Consider the following 19,899-nt stretch of genomic DNA (forward strand, 5'->3'; position numbering starts at 1 on the left):
GGCCACGTCAGCTCCGGCAGCGCCACGCGCATACCGCGCCCGTCGCCGCCAGCGCACCGGTGAGCAGCCGCGGGTCGGCGGGTAGCGCCCAGACCGTGGCCACCGTGGCGGCCGCGACCGGCAGCACCAGGCCCATCGCGGCGATCGGTGCCGCACCCGGCAGCGCCGCCCCCAGCGCCAGGCCGGTGCCCGCGGCGACCAGCGCCACGCGCACCAGCAACTGCGGGCCGTCCGCCGCGGTGTCGGGCCACAGCGCCGCGGTCAGCGTGACGACCAGGGCCACCCCCAGGCCCAGCTCGACCCGCGGGACCCGCCACGCGAGCGCGGCTCCCGCCGCGACCGCCAGCACCCCGGCCGCGGGCACCCACGCGGACACCTCCCTCCCGGCCAGGTCGTCGACCAGCGGGTACGCCGCGGCCGTCGCCCCGATCGCGGCGACGGGGAACCGGCCGTCTGCGAAGGGCAGGAAACGGCCGACGGCCTCCGCACCGAGCACCGTCGCGGCGAGCACGGCCGCGGCGGCCAGCCACATCCACGCCGCAGCCGAGGTGGCCTGCTCGCCCACCCAGCCGGCGAGCACGTGCATGCCGACGGTCAGCGCCGCCGTCGCCCCGACCGCGACGATCGGCAGCCGCGCCTCCGGCTGCTGCACCCGGGCCCCGGCCCCCGCGACGAATGCGGCGAGCACCACGGCCCCGGCTGCGACGGCGAGCGGCCACTGCAGCGGCGACGGCAGCGCCGACGACTGCAGGGACGTCCCCATCGGGCCGGCGAGCAGGAACACCGCCCACGCCCCGACGACCACCGCCCACTGCCCGATCGGTTCGCCCCACGCCGCGGCGACCGCCGCCCCGAGCAGGATCCCGGCGGCTCCCGCACTGATCAGGGGCAGCACGGTGAGGGTGTCGGGGTCGGCGGCAGGTACCGCGAACCGCACCGTCCCCAGCACCACCGTGCAGCCGGCCGCCAGCAACCACGCCGTACGGCGCGACCCCGAGCGTTGCAGGCCCGCGACCGCCAGCACCGCCGCCACCGCGAACACGATCGGCCCGGTGGCGCTGCCCGTCGCGGCGGGGAGCGCCACCCCGTCCACCGCTACGGCGAAGCCGGCGAGGGCGCCCGCGCACAATGCCGCGAGACCCGCGACCGGCTCGTCCAACCGCACTGTCGCCGCCGGCATCGTCAGCGCCCCTCGGCGTAGGCCCGCAGGTGTTCGACCTGCGCGGCCTCCAGCGACGGGCGCACCGCCTTCCGCGCCGCCGCGACGTCGTCGGCGGTGACGGCCGCGGCGTCGACGCTGCGGCGCATCGCCGCGAGCGCGGCCTCCCGCAGGAGCGCCGAGCAGTCCGCCGCGGAGTAGCCGTCGAGGTCCGCGGCGAGGGCGCCGAGGTCCACGTCGTCGGCCAGCGGCACCGACTTGCCCGCGGTGCGCAGGATCGCGGCGCGCGCCTCGGCGTCCGGCGGCGGCACGAACACCAGCCGCTCGAGCCGGCCGGGGCGCAGCAGGGCCGGATCGATCAGGTCGGGCCGGTTGGTGGCGCCGAGCACCACGACGTCGCGCAGCGGTTCGACCCCGTCGAGTTCGGTGAGCAGGGCGGCCACCACCCGGTCGGTGACGCCGGAGTCGGAGCTCTGCCCGCGGCGCGGGGCGAGCGCGTCGATCTCGTCGAGGAACACCAGCGCCGGTGCGGAGTTGCGGGCCCGCTGGAACAGCTCCCGCACAGCCTTCTCCGAGGCGCCCACCCATTTGTCCATCAGCTCGGCGCCCTTGACGGCGTGCACGCTCAGCTGTCCCGAGCTGGCCAGCGCGCGCACCAGGAAGGTCTTGCCGCAACCCGGTGGCCCGTAGAGCAGTACACCGCGCGGCGGCTCGACGCCGAGGCGGGCGAACGAGTCGGGGTGGTGCAACGGCCACAGCACCGCCTCCGTGAGCGACTGTTTGGTGTCGACCATGTCGCCGACGTCGTCGAGGGTGACGCTGCCGATGGCCAGCTCCTCGGTGCCCGATCGCGACAGCGGGCGGATCACCTCGAGCGCACCGAGCAGGTCATCCTGAGTGAGCCTCGGCTCGGTGTCGTCGCGGCTCGCCCGCGCCGCCGCCCGCAGCGCCGCCTCCCGGCACAGGGCGGCCAGGTCGGCGACGACGAAGCCGGGCGCGCGGGCGGCGACGGCGTCGAGCGAGAGGGTGTCGGTGGGCACCCGGCGCAGCAGCACGTCGAGCAGGGCGCGACGGGTGGCGCCGTCGGGCAGGGGCAGGGCCAGTTCCCGGTCGCAGATCTCGGGGGAGCGGACCCGCGAGTCCACCTCGGTGGGGTGCGCCGTGGTCGCGACGAGCGCGACCCCGACGGTGTCGACGGCGCGGCGCAGCTGGTCGAGGATCAGCGCCGACACCGGTTCGGGGTCGGCGGGCAGCAGGGCGTCGATGTCGGTGACGAGCAGGACCCCGCCGGGGGCCAGGTCGGCGACGGCGGTGGTCACGCGGCGCAGCCGATCGTCGGCGGCAGTGGCGCCCACGCTCGGCCCGTCGAGCTCGACGACGCGACGGCCGGCGAGGACTGCGCGGGCGAGGGTGGCCTTGCCGACGCCGGCGGGCCCGGTGATCAGCACTCCGAGGTGGGGGGAGGCGCCGAGGGTGCGCAGCAGTTCGGGCTCGTCGAGGGCCAGCTTCAGCCACTCGGTGAGCCTGCCGGCCTGGGTCTGCACGCCGACCAGGTCCTCCACCGGTGGTGGCGGCGGTGCGGGGATCGCGGGCCGGGCCGACGGGGCGGCGGCCGGGCGGGGGCCGGCGACGGCCCGCCCGGCCGGGGTGGTGCCCCAGCTCACCGCGGTGTTCGGTTGCACGCTCACCGGTGCGGCGGGGTCGACGGCGGTGACGGTGAGCAGTTCCGTGGTCCAGGCGATCCCGAACGTGCGGGACAGGGTGCGCGTGGTGGGGGCGGTGCTCGTGCCCGGTCCGAGATCGCGGGGCAGCAGCGACACCGCGTCGCCGACGGTGAGGACCTTGCCCAGCAGTGCCTGGCGCAGGGTGACGTCGTCGATCGTGTGGGTGGCGAGTGCCGATCCGGTGACCGCGACCGTGCGGGCGCCGTGGACGACGACCGGGCCGACGAGGACGGTGGCGTCCTCGCGCAGCCCCACGTTGGAGAGCGTCACGTCGTCGAGCAGGATCGTGCCGGTCGGCGTGCCGGCGGGGGCGAGGCCGGCGACGGCCGCGGTGCGGCGCCCCCCGATCAGCGCGATCGCGTCCCATTCGCGCAGGCCCAGCGCGGTGAGCACCTCCGGGTGCACGCGGACGACGCCGCGGCGCGCATCGGCCGCGGAGGTGTTGAGGCGGACGGTCAACGCGAGTTCGGGGCTGCTCACCCCGCCGAGCCTAGAGCGTCGTCAGCGTCCGCGGGGGCGGCGCAGACCGAGTCGCGCGGCGGACTGCCGGGGCTGCGGGGCGCGCCGGATCGCGACCCGCCGTGGCCTCAGGGCGCGGTGCTCGGCGCGCAGGGCGCGCCGCTCGGACGGCTTGATGTTCCATGTCTCCGGCCGCGCCGCCACCCAGCGCTTGGAGCGGATCGCGAACGGGATGTGCGCCAGGTACAGGCCGATGAGGACGAGCATGAGCACGTACGGGTAGGTGACCAGCGCGGCCGCCGCGACCGCCACGAGTACCAGGAGGATCACCGCGTAGCGGGGCGGCACGGACACCGACTTCATCGCCAGGGTCGGTATCTGACTGACGACGAGGGCGGCGGTGAGCAGCGTCCAGGCGGCCACGACGGGGTAGGAGTCCCACCAGCCCTCACCCCACTGGATGTGCGCGGCGACCGGCGCCAGGGCGACGAGGGCGCCGGCGGGGGACGGCACGCCGACGAAGTACTCGCGGGCGTACGCGGGCACCGTGTCGTCCTCGAGCAGGGTGTTGAACCGGGCGAGGCGCAGGACGATGCTGACCGCGTACAGCAGGGAGATGATCCAGCCGAACGGGCTGCCGTCCAGCAGCGTCACGTACAGCACGAGGGCCGGGGCCACGCCGAACGCCACCGCGTCGGACAGCGAGTCGAGCTCGGCGCCGATCTTGGTCGTGGCGTCCAGCAGGCGGGCGATGCGCCCGTCGAGGGAGTCCAGCACCGCTGCCGCGCCGATCATGCCGAGGGCGGTGCCCAGCTGGCCGTCGAGGGCGAACTTCACCGCGGACAGGCCGGCGGAGAGCGCGAGGATCGTGATGACACTCGGCAGCAGCCGCACGGCCTGCGGGCGACCGCGGCGTTTGCGTTCCGGGGCTGCCGGGGAGGCGGCGGACGGGCTCACGGCAGCTGGGCGATGACGGTCTCGGCGCCGATCGTCTTCTGCCCGCGTTCGACGAGGAGGGTGCTGCCCGGGGGCAGGTAGGTGTCGACACGGGAACCGAAGCGGATCAGGCCGTAGGTGTCGCCGATCGGCAGCGTGTCGCCCGCCTTCGCGTCGCACACGATGCGGCGGGCGAGCAGCCCGGCGATCTGGACGACGGCCACGTCGGCGCCGTCGCGGGTCTCGAGGAGCATGCTGTTGCGTTCGTTGACCTCGCTGGCATCGGCGAGGTCGGCCGAGAGGAACTGCCCGGGGCGGTGCACGACCTTGGTGACGGTGCCGCCGACGGGGCTGCGCTGGACGTGCACGTCGAGCACGGACAGGAAGATGCTCACCCGCGGCCGCGGCTCGGTGCCCATCTCGAGTTCGGCGGGCGGCACCGCGGTGTCGACGAGGGCCACCTCGCCGTCCGCCGGGGCCACGACGACGCCGACCCGGTTGGGCGGCACCCGGTGGGGGTGGCGGAAGAATCCTGCGGTGGCGGCGGCCGAGACGAGGCCGGCGCGACGGACCCACTTGCGGTTGCGGCCGAGCGCCGCGACGGCGAGCGGGGCGGCGACGAAGGGGATGCCTGCCGGGTGGAGCGGTGGAATCGTCTTGCGGACCAGTTCGAGAACGTGCTCGACGCTGGTGGGCGGTGGGGTTCCGGGGGGTGTGGGCTTTCGGGCCACGGCTCCTCTTAGTGTCGCGCGGTGTGACCCGCGGGCGTGCGGCCCGCGGGCTAACACAGCCTACGCGAGGAGGGTCACCGTGCGAGGGCCGCGCCCTCGGCCTCGTTCCTGATGCGCGCGAGGGTGGCGTTCATGCCGACCACCATGTCGTCGTCGAAGGCGGTCGCACCGCCGAGGACCTTGTCGATGAGGAACTGCGAGACCTTGCTGGTCCCGGTGGGCGCCTCCCGTCGCTGGATCACCCGGGTGCCGGTGTCGGTGGGCTCGAGGGTGAACGACCAGACGGTGCGGTTCTCGTTGACCCGGAAGCGGAGCAGGCGCCCCGGCTCGAAGGCGAGCACCTTGGCGGTGGTGGGCCACACGAGCAGGCCCTTGCGGTTGACATTGATCGTCTTGGTCCCGACTCCGACGGGTCCGCCCAGCACGGCCATCTTCCGGCACTGCGGGCTCCACTCGCCCATCCGCTTCAGGTCGGAGATCACATGCCACACCTGCTGTGGCGATGCGGCGATCTCGACGGTGGCTTCGAGGGTCTTCGACACGGGGCCTCCCTGATTCTTCGCGTAACCGTGAGTTACAAATACTGCCCGTCGATCATAGCCGAGTCTGTGACGCCCGCCACCCGGATGTGCACCACCCGCCGGCGGGGAGGGCCCGCGACGAGCCGCGGCCGGGGTGTGCCCGGTGGCCGGCGCCTTCCCGTCCGGCGAGGGTCCGGCCGAGCAGTACCAGGCCCCACGGCCCGATCACCCAGACCGGCCACGGGTACACGGCCGCGCCGACGGCGATCGACACGATCGCCCAGATCACGAGGTTGATCGTCCCGGCTGCGGCCCAGGCTCCCCACTCGATCCGCTGATGCAGGGGGAGCCGGCGGTCCGCGGTGCGGGCCGGGGCGGGCGGGGGTGCGGGTGAGGCCGGGGGTGCCGCCGGAAGGTCGCTCAGTACCCGGTGCGCCTCGTCGGTGGTGACGGACCGGTACACCTCGCCGACCCGCTGGTTGAACTCGCCGATCGTGAGCCGGCCGGCGGTGAGATGCCGGCCCAGCTCGTCGACGAGCCGCTCGCGTTCGGGGTCGGAGATCCGGACACCGTTGACGTATTCCATCGCTGCCTCCTGCGGAGGGTCGAGACCACTGAGGTTCCACAGTGGAATGTCGATACCACTATGGTGGATATGCCACAGTGGAATGTCAAGCCCCCGGGAAAGGTGTCCGCCATGGTCGACCGTCCGCTCGATGCCCCCGCGGCTCGTCCGCTCAACGCCACCGCGGCGTCGCTGCTGGGATTCCTGCACGAGGGTCCGAAGACCGGGTGGGATCTGGTGGTGACCGCGCAGGAGCGGATCGGGAAATTCTGGTCGATCACGACCAGTCAGGTGTATCGCGAACTCGCCGCCATGGAACGGGCCGGTCTCGTCGAGGCGGGCGAGGTGGGCCCGCGCGACCGCAAGCCCTTCGCGCTCACCGCCTCCGGCCGCGCCGCATTCGCCGAGTGGATCGAACGCGAACCCGGACCGGAGAACATCCGCTACCCGCTGCTGCTCACCGTCGCGTTCGGCAGGCACCTGCCGCCCGGCAGGCTGGCCGAGATGCTCGCCGTCCACCGCGCCGCCCACGAACGCCGGCTCGCCGACTACGAGCGCGCCGCCGCCGAGCACTGCGCGGACCCGTACTCGTCGGCGACCCTGGACTTCGGCATCGTCTACGAACGGGCCGTGCTCGAGTGGTTCGGCCGGGTGGCGGACACGCTGGGGCCGGCCTCGTGAACCGGAGGCGTGGGACCGTGCCCACCTGACGATCGACACGGCTGTGGCCGGTCCCGACGATGCGGTCACCACGATCCGGCGCGAAGCCGGCCTTCTCGACCCTGATTCGGCGGCGCGCCGGCCGGTGCCGGGGACACAATCCGGATAGCGCGTATCGATCGGGAGGTGGCCGTGGCCGAGGAGGTCGTCGTCGGGGTCGGTCCCGTCTCGACGGACGAGGTCCTGCGGGTGGCGCGGTCCGGCGCGCCGGTCCGGCTCTCCGCGGACGCGCTCGCCCTCATCGGCGCGGCCCGTGCCGTGGTCGACGCGCTCGCCCGCGACCCCCGGCCCGCGTACGGCATCACCACCGGGTTCGGGGCGCTCGCCACCCGCCACATTCCCCCGGAATCGCGAATCGATCTGCAGCGCAGCGTGATCCGCTCTCACGCCGCCGGGACCGGTCCCGAGGTGGAACGGGAGGTGGTCCGCGCGATGATGCTGCTGCGCCTGTCCACCTTCGCCACCGGGCACACCGGGGTCCGCCCCGGGACCGCCACGGCCTACGCCGCGATGCTGAGCGCGGGAATCACGCCGGTGGTGCCCGAGCACGGCAGCCTCGGCTGTTCCGGGGATCTCGCGCCGCTCGCCCACGTGGCCCTCGTCCTCACCGGCGAGGGCGAGACCCGCGACGCCGCCGGCACGCTCGTGCCGGCCGCGCAGGCTCTCGCCGCGGCGGGCCTCGCGCCCGTCGTGCTCGCCGAGAAGGAAGGGCTCGCCCTCATCAACGGCACCGACGGGATGCTGGGCATGCTGGTCCTTGCCTGCCACGACCTGCGCGCCCTGCTGCGGCTCGCCGACGTCACGGCCGCGATGAGCGTCGAGGCCCTGCTCGGCACCGACCGGGTCTTCGCCGCCGACCTGCACGCCCTGCGGCCGCACCCCGGCCAGGCCGTGGCCGCCGCCAACATGACCCGGCTCCTCGCCGGCTCCGCCGTCGTGGCCAGCCACCGGACCCCGGACTGCCCGGTGGTGCAGGATGCCTACTCGCTGCGGTGTGCCCCGCAGGTCGCGGGCGCCGCGCGCGACACCCTGACCCACGCCGAGCAGGTCGCCGGACGCGAACTCGCGGCCGCGATCGACAACCCGGTCGTCACCCGCGACGGCCGGATCGAGTCGAACGGCAACTTCCACGGCGCCCCGCTGGCGTACGTCCTCGACTTCCTCGCCGTCGTCGTCGCCGACGTCGCGAACATCAGCGAGCGCCGCACCGACCGGCTGCTCGACGTGGCCCGCAGCCACGGCCTGCCGCCGTTCCTCGCCCACGATCCCGGCGTCGACAGCGGGCACATGATCGCCCAGTACACCCAGGCCGCGCTCGTCGCCGACCTCAAGCGCCTCGCCGTGCCCGCCGCCGTCGACTCGATCCCGTCGTCGGCCATGCAGGAGGACCACGTCTCGATGGGCTGGTCCGCCGCCCGCAAGCTGCGCCGCGGCCTCGCCGCGCTGACCCGTGTCCTGGCCATCGAGGCACTCACCGCGGCACGCGCACTGGACCTGCGCGCCCCGCTCACCCCGGCCCCCGGCACCGGCGCGGTGGTCGCCGCGCTCCGCCGGCACGTGGCCGGGCCCGGCCCGGACCGGCATCTCGCCCCGGAGATCGACGCCGCGGCCCGGCTCGCCGCGAGCGGAGAACTCGTCGCCGCGGCGGAATCCGCGATCGGGGCCCTGGACTGATCGTCAGCGGAGCGGGTCGAACTGCCGCGGCACCGCCGCCCGCGCACCGGTCATCGCGCCGGCCAGCAGGCGGCCGGTCAGCGGGCCCAGCGCCACGCCCCACATGCCGTGACCGCCGGCGACGAACACGCGCGCGGAGCGGGTGCCGCCGACCAGCGGCAGACCGTCCGGGGTGCAGGGACGCGAGCCCACCCACTCCTCCGCCCGGGCGGCCCAGTCGACGCCGGTCAGCAGCGGCCGCGCCGCGTCGACGATGGCCTGGATCCGCCGCGGGTCGAGCGGGGCGTCGGGCCGGCGGAACTCCATCATCCCGGCGATGCGGAACCGATCGTGCAGCGGCGTGCACGCGACCCGCTGGGCCGGGAAGTAGATCGGGTTCTTCGGCAGGTGCGCCGGGCGCACGCTGAAGCTGTAGCCGCGACCGGCCTGCACCGGCATCCGGACCCCGAACGGCCGGGCCAGGTCGTTCAGCCGGGCCCCGGTGGCCAGCACCACCGCATCCGCCGCCCGGTCCCCGCCGCCGGTGCCCACCACGCGCACGTCCCGCGGGCCGTCCCGGACCGCCTGCACCTCGAACCCGGTGACGATCTCACCGCCACGGTCGCGTACCGACTCCGCCAGCGCGGCGACGAACCGCGGCGGGTCGACGAACCGCTGCCCCCGCAGCCGGATCCCGGCCCGCACCCCGTCGCCGAGCAGCGGCTCCAGGGTGCGGATCGTGTCCCCGTCGAGCAGGTCGAAATCCACCTCGCCGCCCGCCGCGACCACCTGCCGGAACTCCTCGACGAGCACGCGACGGTCGTCCTCGGACGCGAACGCTGCCAGGAACGGATCCGCCGGGCGGGTCTGTTCGACGACACCGCCGCGGGCCAGATCGTCGTAGGCGCCCAGCGCCATCCGGTTCACCTCGGCGAACACCGCCATCGCCGCGCGCCACCGGCGGGCGGTGCAGTGCCGCGCGAATCCCGCCAGGAACCGCCACAACCGCAGGTCGACCGCGGGCGGCACGTACACCGGGGACGACGGCGTGAGCATCGAACGGATCCCGTACCGCAGCACCGCCGGCTCCGGCAGTGGCAGGGTCAGCGCGGGGGCCAGCCAGCCCGCATTGCCCCACGACGCATCGGCGGCCACCCCGGTGCGGTCGAGCACCGTGACCTCGACGCCGCGCTCCTGCAGGAACCAGGCCGCCGACAACCCGACGAAGCCCGCCCCGACGACGACCACCCGACGAATCGCCATGACGCACTCCCGATCTCGAGGTACCCCATCACCTCCATCATGGACCGTCGCCGGGCTCGGTGCCCGCGAACCGGGGGTGGTCGCCCGCCGGCCGCCCCGTGACGATCCGGTGGATCAGCCGGGCCGCCGCCCGGGCCGTGCGCCCGTCGACGTCGACGGCCGGCGCCAGCTCGGCGACGTCGACGAGCGCGAGCCTGCCGCTGCGCGCCACGACGTCGCACACGTGCTGCACCACCTCGAACGCGACGCCGCAGGCCGCCGGGGCGCTCACCCCGGGCGCCACCCAGCCGGGCAGCACATCGAGGTCGATCGTCAGGTGCACCGCGTCCACCGCGCGGACGAACTCCTCGACGAACGTCTCCACGACGGGCAGGTTCGTCGCGCGGCACTCGTCGTCCAGCAGGTACCGCACCCCGAACTCGTCCGCGGCGGCGAACAGCGCGGCCGTGTTGCTCGGCTGCGCGATGCCCACCACCGCGTAGCGCAGCGACCTGCCCTGTTCGCGTTCGCGTTCGGCCATCTGCCGGAACGGGGTGCCCGACGTGGCGACGGGCGCCGCCCGCAGGTCGAAGTGCGCGTCCAGGTTCAGCACGCCCCAGCGGGTCCCGGCCCGCGCGGCCGCGGACCCGGCCCAGCCCAGGTAGCTGCCGAAGGCCACCTCGTGCCCGCCGCCGAGCACCACCACCGCATGCCCCGCGTCGAGCAGCGCGGTGACCGCCGCGCCGAGGCGGCGCTGCCCGTCCTCGAGGGCGCCGCCGCGCACCGCGACGTCGCCGGCGTCGTGGATCGTCGCCGGCGCCGGCAGCGCCAGCGACGCCAGGGCGTGCCGCAACGCGACCGGCCCGTCCGCCGCGCCGGGCCGCCCCTGGTTGCGGCGCACGCCCTCGTCGCTGCGGAATCCGATCAGGACCTGCGCCCGCGCGGCGTCCGCGGGCAGCGGCGCCACCACGTCGTGCCAGCGCAGGTGCTCGGGACCGGGGCCGTCGTCGCGGCCTGTCCACGGCGCAGGCGGCACGTCGACCGGAATCCTCACATCCGCAGTCCTTCCTGCCAGACCTCCCGGACCAGCTGCACTCCCGGCCGGTACGCCAGGTGCAGGTACGACGGCGCGTCCAACGCGATCAGATCTGCCCGTGCGCCCTCCCGGACGACGCCGACGTCGTCCCGGCGCAACGCCGCGGCGCCCCCGGCGGTCGCCGCGTGGACCGCCTCCTCCGGGCTCATGTGCATCTCGCGCACCGCCAGCGCGATGCAGAACGGCATGCTCGTGGTGTAAGAGGTGCCGGGGTTGCAGTCGGTGGCCAGCGCGACGGTGACATCCGCGTCCAGCAGTGCCCGCGCGTCCGGATACCGGTTGCGCGTGCAGAAGTCGGCGCCCGGCAGCAGCGTCGCCACCGTGCCCGAGCCGGCGAGCGCCGCCACGTCCGCCGCCGTGGTGTAGGTGACGTGGTCCACCGATGCCGCACCGACCTCCACCGCCAGCTGCACGCCCGGCCCGGGACCGAGCTGATTGCCGTGCACCCGCGGGGTGAGGCCGTGCGCCATCCCTGCCTGCAGCACGGCCCGGCACTGGTCGGCGTCGAACGCGCCCCGCTCACAGAACACGTCGATCCACTTCGCGTGCGGCGCGCACACGGGGACCATCTCCTCGCACATCAGCCGGACGTAGTCGTCGGGGCGGCCCGCGAACTCCGGCGGCACGGCGTGCGCGGCGAGCAGCGTCGTCTCCGGCGTGAACACCTCGGCCACCCGCAGGCAACGCAGCTCGTCGGCGACGGACTGGCCGTACCCGGACTTGCACTCGACCGTGGTCGTCCCGGACTGCCACCCCTCGGCGACGAGCCGCGACACCGTCGCCCCCAGCGCGCGATCGGTCGCCGCGCGGGTCGCCGCGATCGTCGTGGCGATGCCGCCGGCGGTGTAGGGGGCACCGGCCATGCGGGCGGCGAATTCCTCGGCGCGCTCCCCGGCGAACACGAGATGCGTATGACTGTCGACGAATCCGGGCAGCACGGCGCGGCCCTGCAGGTCGTGCCGGTCCGCGGCGGCCCCCTCGGGGACCCGGTCGCGCGGCCCCACCCACCGGATCAGACCCTCGCCGACGACCACCGCGGCGTCCACGAGCACCCCCAGCGGGCCCCGGTCGAGTTCCGGGTCGTTCGTGACGAGGCAGCCGATGTTGTCGAGCAGTGTCCAGTTCCGCCCGGGCGACACGGCGTCAGCCCTCCCGCATCGGGATGCGCAGTCCGCGGCGCGCGGCGACCTCGGCGGCACGGGGGTAGCCGGCGTCGACGTGCCGGAGGACGCCGGTGCCGGGGTCGTTCGTCAGCACCCGCTCGAGCTTGCGCGCGGCGAGGTCGGTGCCGTCGGCGATGCACACCTGCCCGGCGTGTAGCGACCGGCCGATGCCGACCCCGCCACCGTGGTGGATCGACACCCACGACGCGCCGGACGCCGTGTTGACCAGGGCGTTGAGCAGCGGCCAGTCGGCGATCGCGTCCGAACCGTCGGCCATCGCCTCGGTCTCGCGGTACGGCGAGGCCACCGACCCGGCGTCGAGGTGGTCGCGGCCGATGGCGATCGGAGCGGCGACCTCTCCGGCGGCGACCATCTCGTTGAACCTCAGCCCGGCCCGGTCCCGTTCGCCGTAGCCGAGCCAGCAGATGCGGGCCGGCAGCCCCTGGAACGGCACCGCGCGCCCGGCCAGGGTGAGCCATCGGGCGAGATGCTCGTTCTCGGGGAACAGCTCAAGGACGGCACGGTCGGTGGCCGCGATGTCCGCGGGATCTCCCGACAGCGCGACCCAGCGGAACGGCCCGCGGCCCTCCTCGAACAGCGGACGGATGTAGGCGGGTACGAAGCCGGGGAACGCGAACGCCCGGTCGAAGCCGCCCTTGCGGGCCTCGTCGCGGATGGAGTTGCCGTAGTCGAACACCTCGGCGCCGCAATCGAGGAACCCGACCATGGCCTCCACGTGCCGGGCCATCGACCGGCGGGCCTGCTCGGTGAACCACACGGGGTCCTTCGCCGCGAGGGTGTGCCACTCCTCGACCGTCACCCCGAGCGGCAGGTAGGACAGCGGGTCGTGGGCGGAGGTCTGGTCGGTGACGATGTCGATGGGGGCCTGCAGCGCGAGCAGCGCCGGCACGACGTCGGCGGCGTTGCCGACCACCCCGATCGAGCGGGGCTCGCGCGCATCCCGTGCCGCGAGCGCCGAGGCCAGCGCCGCCTCGACGCTGTCGGCCTTGGCGTCGAGGAAACCCTGCGCGAGCCGGCGGTCGACCCGGGCCTCGTCGACCTCGACGCAGATCGCGACGCCCTCGTTCATCGTGATCGCCAGGGGCTGCGCCCCGCCCATGCCGCCCAGGCCCGCGGTCAGGGTGACGGTGCCGGCGAGGCTGCCGCCGAACCGCTTGCGGGCGACGGCCCCGAACGTCTCGTAGGTGCCCTGCAGGATGCCCTGCGAGCCGATGTAGATCCAGGATCCGGCGGTCATCTGCCCGTACATCGTCAGCCCCAGCGCCTCCAGGCGGCGGAACTCCTCCCAGTTCGCCCAGTCGCCGACCAGATTCGAGTTGGCCAGCAGCACGCGCGGTGCCCACTCGTGGGTGCGCAGCACCCCGACGGGCTTGCCGGACTGCACGAGCAGCGTCTCGTCGCCGCCGAGGGTCTCGAGGGTCCGCACGATCGCGTCGAATGCGGCCCAGTTGCGGGCCGCCCGGCCGGTGCCGCCGTAGACCACCAGGTCGTCCGGCCGTTCGGCGACGTCGGGATCGAGGTTGTTCATCAGCAGGCGCAACGCGCCCTCCTGTTGCCAGCCCCGGCACCGCAGCCCGGGACCGCGCGGGGCGCGCACGGGCCGCGGGCCCGGGAGGGCGGAGGGGGTCGTTCCGGTGGCCATGGGGCCTCCTCTCGAAACCGGCGAGGCGCGCCGGCGCCGCGACTCCATCCCATGACACTGCGGCGGACCGCCCCGCGACAACCGGTCCGGGCGGATGTGTCGGATCCGAGACCGAGCGGCCGGCCGCGGCCCGCCCGGCGGCCCCTTGGAACAGCGGGGCGGCGCGGTCGTACGATTTCGTCGAACGTTCTGCTGTCGAAGGGAACCATCCATGACCACGGGTATCGAACAGCTCGAGTTTCAGGCGGAGACGCGTCAGCTGCTGGATCTGCTGATCCATTCGGTGTATTCGAACAAGGACACCTTCCTCCGGGAACTCGTCTCCAACTCGTCGGACGCGCTGGACAAGCTCAAGCTCGAGGCGTTCCGCAACAAGGACCTGCAGGTCGACACCTCGGATCTGCACATCGAGATCGAGGTCGACAAGGAGCAGCGCACCCTCACCGTCCGCGACAACGGCATCGGCATGTCCCGGGACGAGGTGGTCGACCTGATCGGCACCCTCGCGAAGTCGGGCACCGCGGAACTGCGGCGCAAGCTGCGCGAGGCGCAGGAGTCGGCCGCGCCGGAGGAACTCATCGGCCAGTTCGGGGTCGGCTTCTACTCGACCTTCATGGTGGCCGACAAGGTGACCCTGCTGACCCGCAAGGCCGGCGAGCACGACGGCACCCGGTGGGAGTCGAGCGGCGAGTCGACCTACACGATCGAGACGGTCGAGGGCGCACCCCAGGGCACGTCGGTGACGCTGCACCTCAAGCCGGAGGACACCGAGGATCACCTGTTCGACTACACGGCCGAGTGGAAGATCAAGGAGATCGTCAAGCGCTACTCGGATTTCATCGCCTGGCCGATCCGGATGCAGGTCGAACGCACCAAGCCCGCCGAGGGGGAGGGGTCCGTCGCCGAAGTGGTCCGCGAGACGGAGACTCTGAACTCGATGAAGGCGCTGTGGGCGCGCTCGAAGGACGACGTCTCCGCGGAGGAGTACAGCGAGTTCTACAAGCACGTCAGCCACGCGTGGGACGAGCCGCTCGAGGTCGTCCCGATGAAGGCCGAGGGCACATTCGAATACCAGGCGCTGCTGTTCATCCCGTCGCAGGCGCCGTTCGACCTGTTCATGCGCGAGCGCAAGACCGGGATCCACCTCTACGTCAAGCGCGTGTTCATCATGGACGACTGCGAGGAGCTGATCCCGGAGTACCTGCGGTTCGTCAAGGGCGTGGTCGACGCCCAGGACCTGTCGCTCAACGTCTCGCGCGAGATCCTGCAGCAGGACAGGCAGATCCGCGCGATCCGCCGGCGGCTCACCAAGAAGGTGCTGTCCACGATCCAGGACATGGCGACCACCGAGAAGGAGAAGTACCGGACCTTCTGGTCGCAGTTCGGCCGGGTCCTCAAGGAGGGTCTGCTCTCGGATTTCGACAACCGCGACACCCTGCTCGCCGTGTCCTCCTTCGAGTCCACGCACAGCGAGGACTCGACGACGACGCTCGCCGAGTACGTCTCGCGGATGAAGGAAGGCCAGGACGAGATCTTCTACATGACCGGCGAGTCCCGGCAGCAGATCGAGAGCTCCCCGCACATGGAGGCCTTCCGCGCCAAGGGCTTCGAGGTGCTGCTGCTCACCGACCCGGTCGACGAGATGTGGGTGGGGTCCGTGCCCGAGTTCGAGGGCAAGCCGTTCCAGTCGATCGCCAAGGGCGAGGTGGATCTCGGTACCGAGGACGAGAAGAAGGCCGCCGAGGCCGAGCGTGAGGAGCGGGAGAAGGAGTACGCCGACCTGCTGTCGTGGCTCGGCGAGACGCTCGACGAGCACGTGAAGCAGGTGCGGCTGTCGTCGCGGCTGACCACGTCGCCCGCGTGCCTCGTCGGCGACACGTTCGCCATGTCGCCCGCCCTCGAACGGATGTACCGGGCGTCGGGCCAGCCCGTCCCGCACACCAAGCGCATCCTCGAGCTCAACCCGGACCACCCGTTGGTCACGGCGCTGCGCGACGCGCACGCCCGGCACGCCGACGACCCGACGCTCGGCGAGACCGCCGAGTTGCTGTACGGCACCGCGCTGCTCGCCGAGGGCGGCGAACTCGAGGACCCGGCGGCGTTCGCCCGTCTGCTCGCCGATCGCCTCGCGCGCACGCTGTAACCGCTCACCCCTTCCGGCCGAATGTCACATCGCGTCGATCGAATCGACGTGGTGTGACATTCGGTCCGTGCGTGGTGGGGGTGCGGCGACCCGATAGGCTCACACCATGGCCGGCGTGGACGGGGTGTTGTTCGATATCGAGGGCGTGATCGTGACGTCGTGGGAGCCCGTGCCGGGCGCCGCCGAGGTGCTTGCCGGGCTCCGCGAGCGCGGGGTGCATCGGGCCTTCCTGACCAACACCACGTCGCGGACCTGCGCGCAGATCGCCGAGAGCCTCACCGGGCTGGGCATGCCGGTCGAGCCCGCCGAGATCGTGACGGCCGCGTCCCTCACCGCCGAGTACCTGCGCCAAACCTACCCGGACCGGCGCTGCTGGGTGCTCAACCACGGCGACGTGGAGGCGGACCTCGAGGGCATCGTGCGCGACGAGGACGATCCCGAGGTGGTCGTGCTCGGCGGGGCCGGGCCGGAGTTCAGCCACCGCGCCCTCAGCCGCGTCGCCGAGCTCATGCTCGACGGGGTGCCGGTGGTCGCGATGCACCGCGGCTCCACGTGGCAGTCCGCGGACGGCCTGCGCATCGACACCGGCGTGTACCTGCCCGGTCTCGAGGAACTCACCGGGCAGACCGTCGTCGCGGTCGGCAAGCCGTCGATGCGGGGCTTCCTCGCCGCGGCCGAGCTGATGGGCACCGAACCGGACCGGATGGCCGTGGTGGGCGACGATCTCCACGCGGAGGTCATCCCCGGCCAGCGCCTCGGCATGACGGGAATCCTGGTGCGCACCGGCAAGTTTCGGCAGTCGGTGCTCGACCTCGCGGTCGAGCGTCCCGATCGGGTGATCGATTCGGTCGCCGCCCTGCCGGAGCTCCTCGACACGCTGTGACGCCGTCTCGCCCCGGGCGGGTGTGACCGGTACCCTCGCCGCCGGGGGAGTCGCCCCCGTCCGGGCATCCGAGCCCAGCGAGTCCCGGCCCAGCGCAGAGGAGACCTTGTTGTCCATCCGATCCATCCGTGCCGTCGTAGTCCCCCGCCGCCTCCTCCGGGCCGGTGTCGTCGCCGCTCTCGGCGTCGCGTCGGCCGCCCTGCTCGGCGTGGGTACCGCGACGGCGGCGCCGGTGACGTGCGTGTCGCCGCCGTCGGCCAACGAGATCCTGGTCTCCGACGCCGCCAGCTGCGGCGCGACGGCCGCCGAGGGCGGCACGGCCCACTCCTTCGCCTCCGAGAGCGGCACCGCGGTGTCGGCGGCGCAGACGGCCGGCGCGGCCGAGGCCCACGCGACGGGGTTCGGGACCGCCCTGAGCGGCGCCCAGAACGGTGGCCGCTCCTACGCGTACGCCCTCGGCGGCGGACTGAGCCATTCCTCGGCGCAGGGCCCGGTGACGACGGTGTCGGTCGCGGGCTGGGGGTCGGGGGCGACGGCCGATCCGACCGGGGTGACCTGCGTCGGCCCGCAGTCGTTCGCCGTCAACACGGCCACCGGTCAGTGGTGCGCCGTCGGCGTCGGTTCCACGCGTCGCTGAGAACACACCGCAGCGGTCTTGCGCGACGGGGGTGGCGGGTGCTCCAGACCTTGCACTCGCCACCCTCGAGTGCTAAGAATGCTCTTGGCACTCGCAACACGTGAGTGCCAGGTCGGGACGGTGAGGCCGGGAATATCGACACCCCTGGTCGTCCGTCGCGGGCACTGCTTCCGGCCGAAGGCGTACATGGGGCGACCCGACGAGCGGTCGCCCTGCGTGTCACCCCCATATCCGGAGGATCACTTCGCAATGGCCAAGATCATCGCGTTCGACGAAGAGGCCCGTCGCGGCCTCGAGCGGGGCCTGAACAGCCTCGCCGACGCTGTCAAGGTGACGTTGGGGCCCAAGGGTCGCAACGTCGTGCTCGAGAAGAAGTGGGGCGCCCCCACGATCACCAACGATGGTGTGTCCATCGCCAAGGAGATCGAGCTCGAGGACCCGTACGAGAAGATCGGCGCCGAGCTGGTCAAGGAAGTTGCCAAGAAGACGGACGACGTCGCGGGTGACGGCACCACCACCGCCACCGTGCTCGCCCAGGCGCTGGTGCGCGAGGGTCTGCGCAACGTCGCCGCCGGTGCGAACCCCCTCGGCCTCAAGCGCGGCATCGAGAAGGCCGTCGAGGCCGTCACTGCCAAGCTGCTCGACACCGCCAAGGAGGTCGAGACCAAGGAGCAGATCGGCGCCACCGCCGGCATCTCCGCGGGCGACCCCGCGATCGGTGAGCTGATCGCCGAGGCCATCGACAAGGTGGGCAAGGAAGGCGTCATCACCGTCGAGGAGTCCAACACCTTCGGCCTGCAGCTCGAGCTGACCGAGGGCATGCGCTTCGACAAGGGCTACATCTCGCTGTACTTCGCCACCGACGCCGAGCGTCAGGAGGCCGTGCTCGAGGACGCCTACATCCTGCTCGTGTCGGGCAAGATCTCGACCGTCAAGGACCTGCTGCCGCTGCTGGAGAAGGTCATCCAGTCCGGCAAGCCGCTGGCGATCATCGCCGAGGACGTCGAGGGTGAGGCTCTGTCCACCCTGGTCGTCAACAAGATCCGTGGCACCTTCAAGTCGGTCGCCATCAAGGCCCCCGGCTTCGGTGACCGCCGCAAGGCCCAGCTCGCCGATATCGCCATCCTCACCGGTGGCGAGGTCATCAGCGAAGAGGTCGGTCTCTCCCTCGAGACCGCCGGTCTCGAGCTGCTCGGCCGTGCGCGCAAGGTCGTCGTCACCAAGGACGAGACCACCATCGTCGACGGTGCCGGCGACGCCGACGCCATCGCCGGTCGCGTGAACCAGATCCGCGCCGAGATCGAGGCGTCGGACTCGGACTACGACCGCGAGAAGCTGCAGGAGCGTCTGGCCAAGCTGGCCGGCGGCGTTGCGGTCATCAAGGCCGGTGCCGCCACCGAGGTCGAGCTCAAGGAGCGCAAGCACCGCATCGAGGATGCCGTCCGCAACGCCAAGGCTGCGGTCGAGGAGGGCATCGTCGCCGGTGGTGGCGTCGCGCTGCTGCAGGCCGCGCCGGTTCTGGACGACCTGAAGCTCGAGGGTGACGAGGCCACCGGTGCCAACATCGTCAAGGTTGCCCTCGAGGCCCCGCTGAAGCAGATCGCCTTCAACGCCGGCCTCGAGCCCGGCGTCGTCGCCGAGAAGGTCCGCAACCTGCCCGCCGGCCACGGCCTCAACGCTGCCACCGGCGAGTACGAGGACCTGCTGGCTGCCGGCATCAACGACCCGGTCAAGGTCACCCGCTCGGCGCTGCAGAACGCGGCGTCCATCGCGGCCCTGTTCCTGACCACCGAGGCTGTCGTCGCCGACAAGCCGGAGAAGGCCGCCGCTCCCGCCGGCGACCCGACCGGCGGCATGGGTGGCATGGACTTCTGATCCACGCCCGACCGTCTTCGAGGCCCGGTTCCACTTCGGTGGGGCCGGGCCTCGTGGCGTCGAGGGCTCGGCCCGGGCCGAGCGGCGGGGAGCGCAGGCCCCGGCGTGCGCGAAGTTCCGACGGGTGCAGGAATGCCTGCCGCCGCCGGGAAATCGGGGAAATGTTCCGCCGCGCCGAGTGCTGAAGTGCAGTTCGGGGCGGCCGCGCGGCGCTTCCCGGGCGGCCGGGGACGCAATTCTTTTCGTTAAACATTCCGTTTTTCCGCACTCACAATGCGGAAATCTTCGCGTTCCGGAATTTTCCGCTCTGCACCTGCATAAATGCCGCGGAAATGCATCGAGAACAAGGCCGCATTTCCGGGGTGTGAATTGTCTCACGCCCTGAATTCGCCGGCTCGCAGCGCACAATTCGCGGGGCCCGTGCCACACTCGGAATTGTGATCGGGAACGATCCGGTCGCGTGCAGAAGCGGCGGGCCGGAAATTCCGGCCGGTCGAGAAACACGAGACAAAGGAGTCGGACAATGCTCGGATCCGTTCAGGACATTCTCAACCTCCTGCTGGAGACCTTCGGTGACTTCGCCGACATCCTCGGCACGGGCAGCGCGGAGGCCGGTGAGACCACCCAGCAGGCCGTGAGCTGATCGTCGGCCCGAGAGGGAGTCGGAGGGTTTCCCTTCTCGAGCTGCCTCGATCCACAGCACTCGGCCGCAGCGGCACACGTCGTCGC

The 19,899-nt window shown here is 72.8% G+C and carries 16 protein-coding genes; 6 read left to right on the forward strand and 10 right to left on the reverse strand.

Going from position 1 to position 19,899, the window contains the following annotated elements; translation table 11 throughout:
- Positions 1-7: 7 nt before the first annotated feature.
- The 6 genes from OCS65_RS08715 to OCS65_RS08740 form a co-directional block, all read right to left on the reverse strand.
- Positions 8-1,180, reverse strand: a complete 1,173-nt coding sequence (locus tag OCS65_RS08715) for a hypothetical protein (RefSeq protein ID WP_231772590.1) — start codon at positions 1,178-1,180, stop codon at positions 8-10.
- A gap of 2 nt (positions 1,181-1,182) precedes the next feature.
- The gene (locus OCS65_RS08720; protein ID WP_006932419.1) at positions 1,183-3,363 is read right to left on the reverse strand and encodes an AAA family ATPase; all 2,181 of its coding nucleotides are present in this window, start codon (positions 3,361-3,363) and stop codon (positions 1,183-1,185) included.
- Positions 3,364-3,384: 21 nt separating this feature from the next.
- A complete protein-coding gene (locus OCS65_RS08725; protein ID WP_006932417.1) occupies positions 3,385-4,299 on the reverse strand; it encodes a CDP-alcohol phosphatidyltransferase family protein in 915 nt (304 codons plus the stop codon).
- Entirely contained in the window at positions 4,296-5,009 is a 714-nt protein-coding gene (locus OCS65_RS08730; RefSeq protein WP_006932415.1) for a phosphatidylserine decarboxylase, read from the reverse strand. The genes OCS65_RS08725 and OCS65_RS08730 overlap by 4 nt, the downstream gene beginning before the upstream one ends.
- Positions 5,010-5,083: 74 nt before the next feature.
- A complete protein-coding gene (locus OCS65_RS08735; RefSeq protein ID WP_006932414.1) occupies positions 5,084-5,551 on the reverse strand; it encodes an SRPBCC family protein in 468 nt (155 codons plus the stop codon).
- A gap of 52 nt (positions 5,552-5,603) precedes the next feature.
- A complete protein-coding gene (locus tag OCS65_RS08740; RefSeq protein WP_263509423.1) occupies positions 5,604-6,116 on the reverse strand; it encodes a DUF1707 SHOCT-like domain-containing protein in 513 nt (170 codons plus the stop codon).
- Between the two features lie 111 nt (positions 6,117-6,227).
- Here OCS65_RS08740 and OCS65_RS08745 point away from each other — a divergent pair, with 111 nt between their 5' ends.
- Together OCS65_RS08745 and hutH are read left to right on the forward strand one after the other, a co-directional pair.
- Positions 6,228-6,776, forward strand: coding sequence for a PadR family transcriptional regulator (locus tag OCS65_RS08745; protein ID WP_029545315.1), 549 nt, complete (start codon positions 6,228-6,230; stop codon positions 6,774-6,776).
- A 165-nt stretch (positions 6,777-6,941) separates the two neighbouring features.
- Positions 6,942-8,489, forward strand: coding sequence for a histidine ammonia-lyase (gene hutH / locus OCS65_RS08750; RefSeq protein ID WP_231772591.1), 1,548 nt, complete (start codon positions 6,942-6,944; stop codon positions 8,487-8,489).
- A gap of 3 nt (positions 8,490-8,492) precedes the next feature.
- Here hutH and OCS65_RS08755 read toward each other — a convergent pair whose 3' ends face one another.
- From OCS65_RS08755 to hutU, 4 genes are read right to left on the reverse strand one after another with little or no spacing between them, the layout of a single operon-like run.
- Positions 8,493-9,731, reverse strand: a complete 1,239-nt coding sequence (locus OCS65_RS08755; protein ID WP_029545308.1) for an NAD(P)/FAD-dependent oxidoreductase — start codon at positions 9,729-9,731, stop codon at positions 8,493-8,495.
- Between the two features lie 37 nt (positions 9,732-9,768).
- On the reverse strand, positions 9,769-10,764 hold the full coding sequence (hutG, locus tag OCS65_RS08760; RefSeq protein ID WP_065922272.1) for a formimidoylglutamase: 996 nt from the start codon (positions 10,762-10,764) through the stop codon (positions 9,769-9,771).
- Entirely contained in the window at positions 10,761-11,945 is a 1,185-nt protein-coding gene (gene hutI, locus OCS65_RS08765) for an imidazolonepropionase (RefSeq protein ID WP_065922273.1), read from the reverse strand. Before hutI ends, hutG begins: the two co-directional genes overlap by 4 nt.
- A 4-nt stretch (positions 11,946-11,949) precedes the next feature.
- Entirely contained in the window at positions 11,950-13,632 is a 1,683-nt protein-coding gene (gene hutU, locus OCS65_RS08770; protein WP_231772592.1) for a urocanate hydratase, read from the reverse strand.
- Between the two features lie 211 nt (positions 13,633-13,843).
- Between hutU and htpG the strand changes: the two genes are divergently transcribed.
- The 4 genes from htpG to groL all read left to right on the forward strand — a co-directional run bounded on the left by htpG (position 13,844) and on the right by groL (position 19,170).
- Entirely contained in the window at positions 13,844-15,775 is a 1,932-nt protein-coding gene (gene htpG / locus OCS65_RS08775; protein WP_006932404.1) for a molecular chaperone HtpG, read from the forward strand.
- Positions 15,776-15,881: 106 nt separating this feature from the next.
- Complete coding sequence (locus OCS65_RS08780) at positions 15,882-16,658, forward strand: HAD-IIA family hydrolase (protein WP_006932403.1); 777 nt, start codon at positions 15,882-15,884, stop codon at positions 16,656-16,658.
- A 109-nt stretch (positions 16,659-16,767) separates the two neighbouring features.
- Entirely contained in the window at positions 16,768-17,295 is a 528-nt protein-coding gene (locus tag OCS65_RS08785; protein ID WP_006932398.1) for a DUF6764 family protein, read from the forward strand.
- Positions 17,296-17,544: 249 nt separating this feature from the next.
- Positions 17,545-19,170 (forward strand): chaperonin GroEL, encoded by a 1,626-nt coding sequence (groL, locus tag OCS65_RS08790; protein ID WP_006932397.1) that lies wholly within the window; start codon positions 17,545-17,547, stop codon positions 19,168-19,170.
- Positions 19,171-19,899 lie beyond the last annotated feature (729 nt).

Origin of the sequence: Rhodococcus aetherivorans (assembly GCF_025722975.1) — a bacterium.
In the GTDB taxonomy this organism is placed as follows: Bacteria; Actinomycetota; Actinomycetes; order Mycobacteriales; family Mycobacteriaceae; genus Rhodococcus; species Rhodococcus aetherivorans.

Bases quoted from the DNA above. Each gene is read 5' to 3' on its own strand.
- htpG (WP_006932404.1), top strand. From the start codon at position 13,844: ATGACCACGGGTATCGAACAGCTCGAGTTTCAGGCGGAGACGCGTCAG.
- OCS65_RS08755 (WP_029545308.1), bottom strand. From the start codon at position 9,731: ATGGCGATTCGTCGGGTGGTCGTCGTCGGGGCGGGCTTCGTCGGGTTG.
- groL (WP_006932397.1), top strand. From the start codon at position 17,545: ATGGCCAAGATCATCGCGTTCGACGAAGAGGCCCGTCGCGGCCTCGAG.
- OCS65_RS08745 (WP_029545315.1), top strand. From the start codon at position 6,228: ATGGTCGACCGTCCGCTCGATGCCCCCGCGGCTCGTCCGCTCAACGCC.
- OCS65_RS08740 (WP_263509423.1), bottom strand. From the start codon at position 6,116: ATGGAATACGTCAACGGTGTCCGGATCTCCGACCCCGAACGCGAGCGG.
- hutU (WP_231772592.1), bottom strand. From the start codon at position 13,632: ATGGCCACCGGAACGACCCCCTCCGCCCTCCCGGGCCCGCGGCCCGTG.
- OCS65_RS08715 (WP_231772590.1), bottom strand. From the start codon at position 1,180: ATGCCGGCGGCGACAGTGCGGTTGGACGAGCCGGTCGCGGGTCTCGCG.
- OCS65_RS08780 (WP_006932403.1), top strand. From the start codon at position 15,882: ATGGCCGGCGTGGACGGGGTGTTGTTCGATATCGAGGGCGTGATCGTG.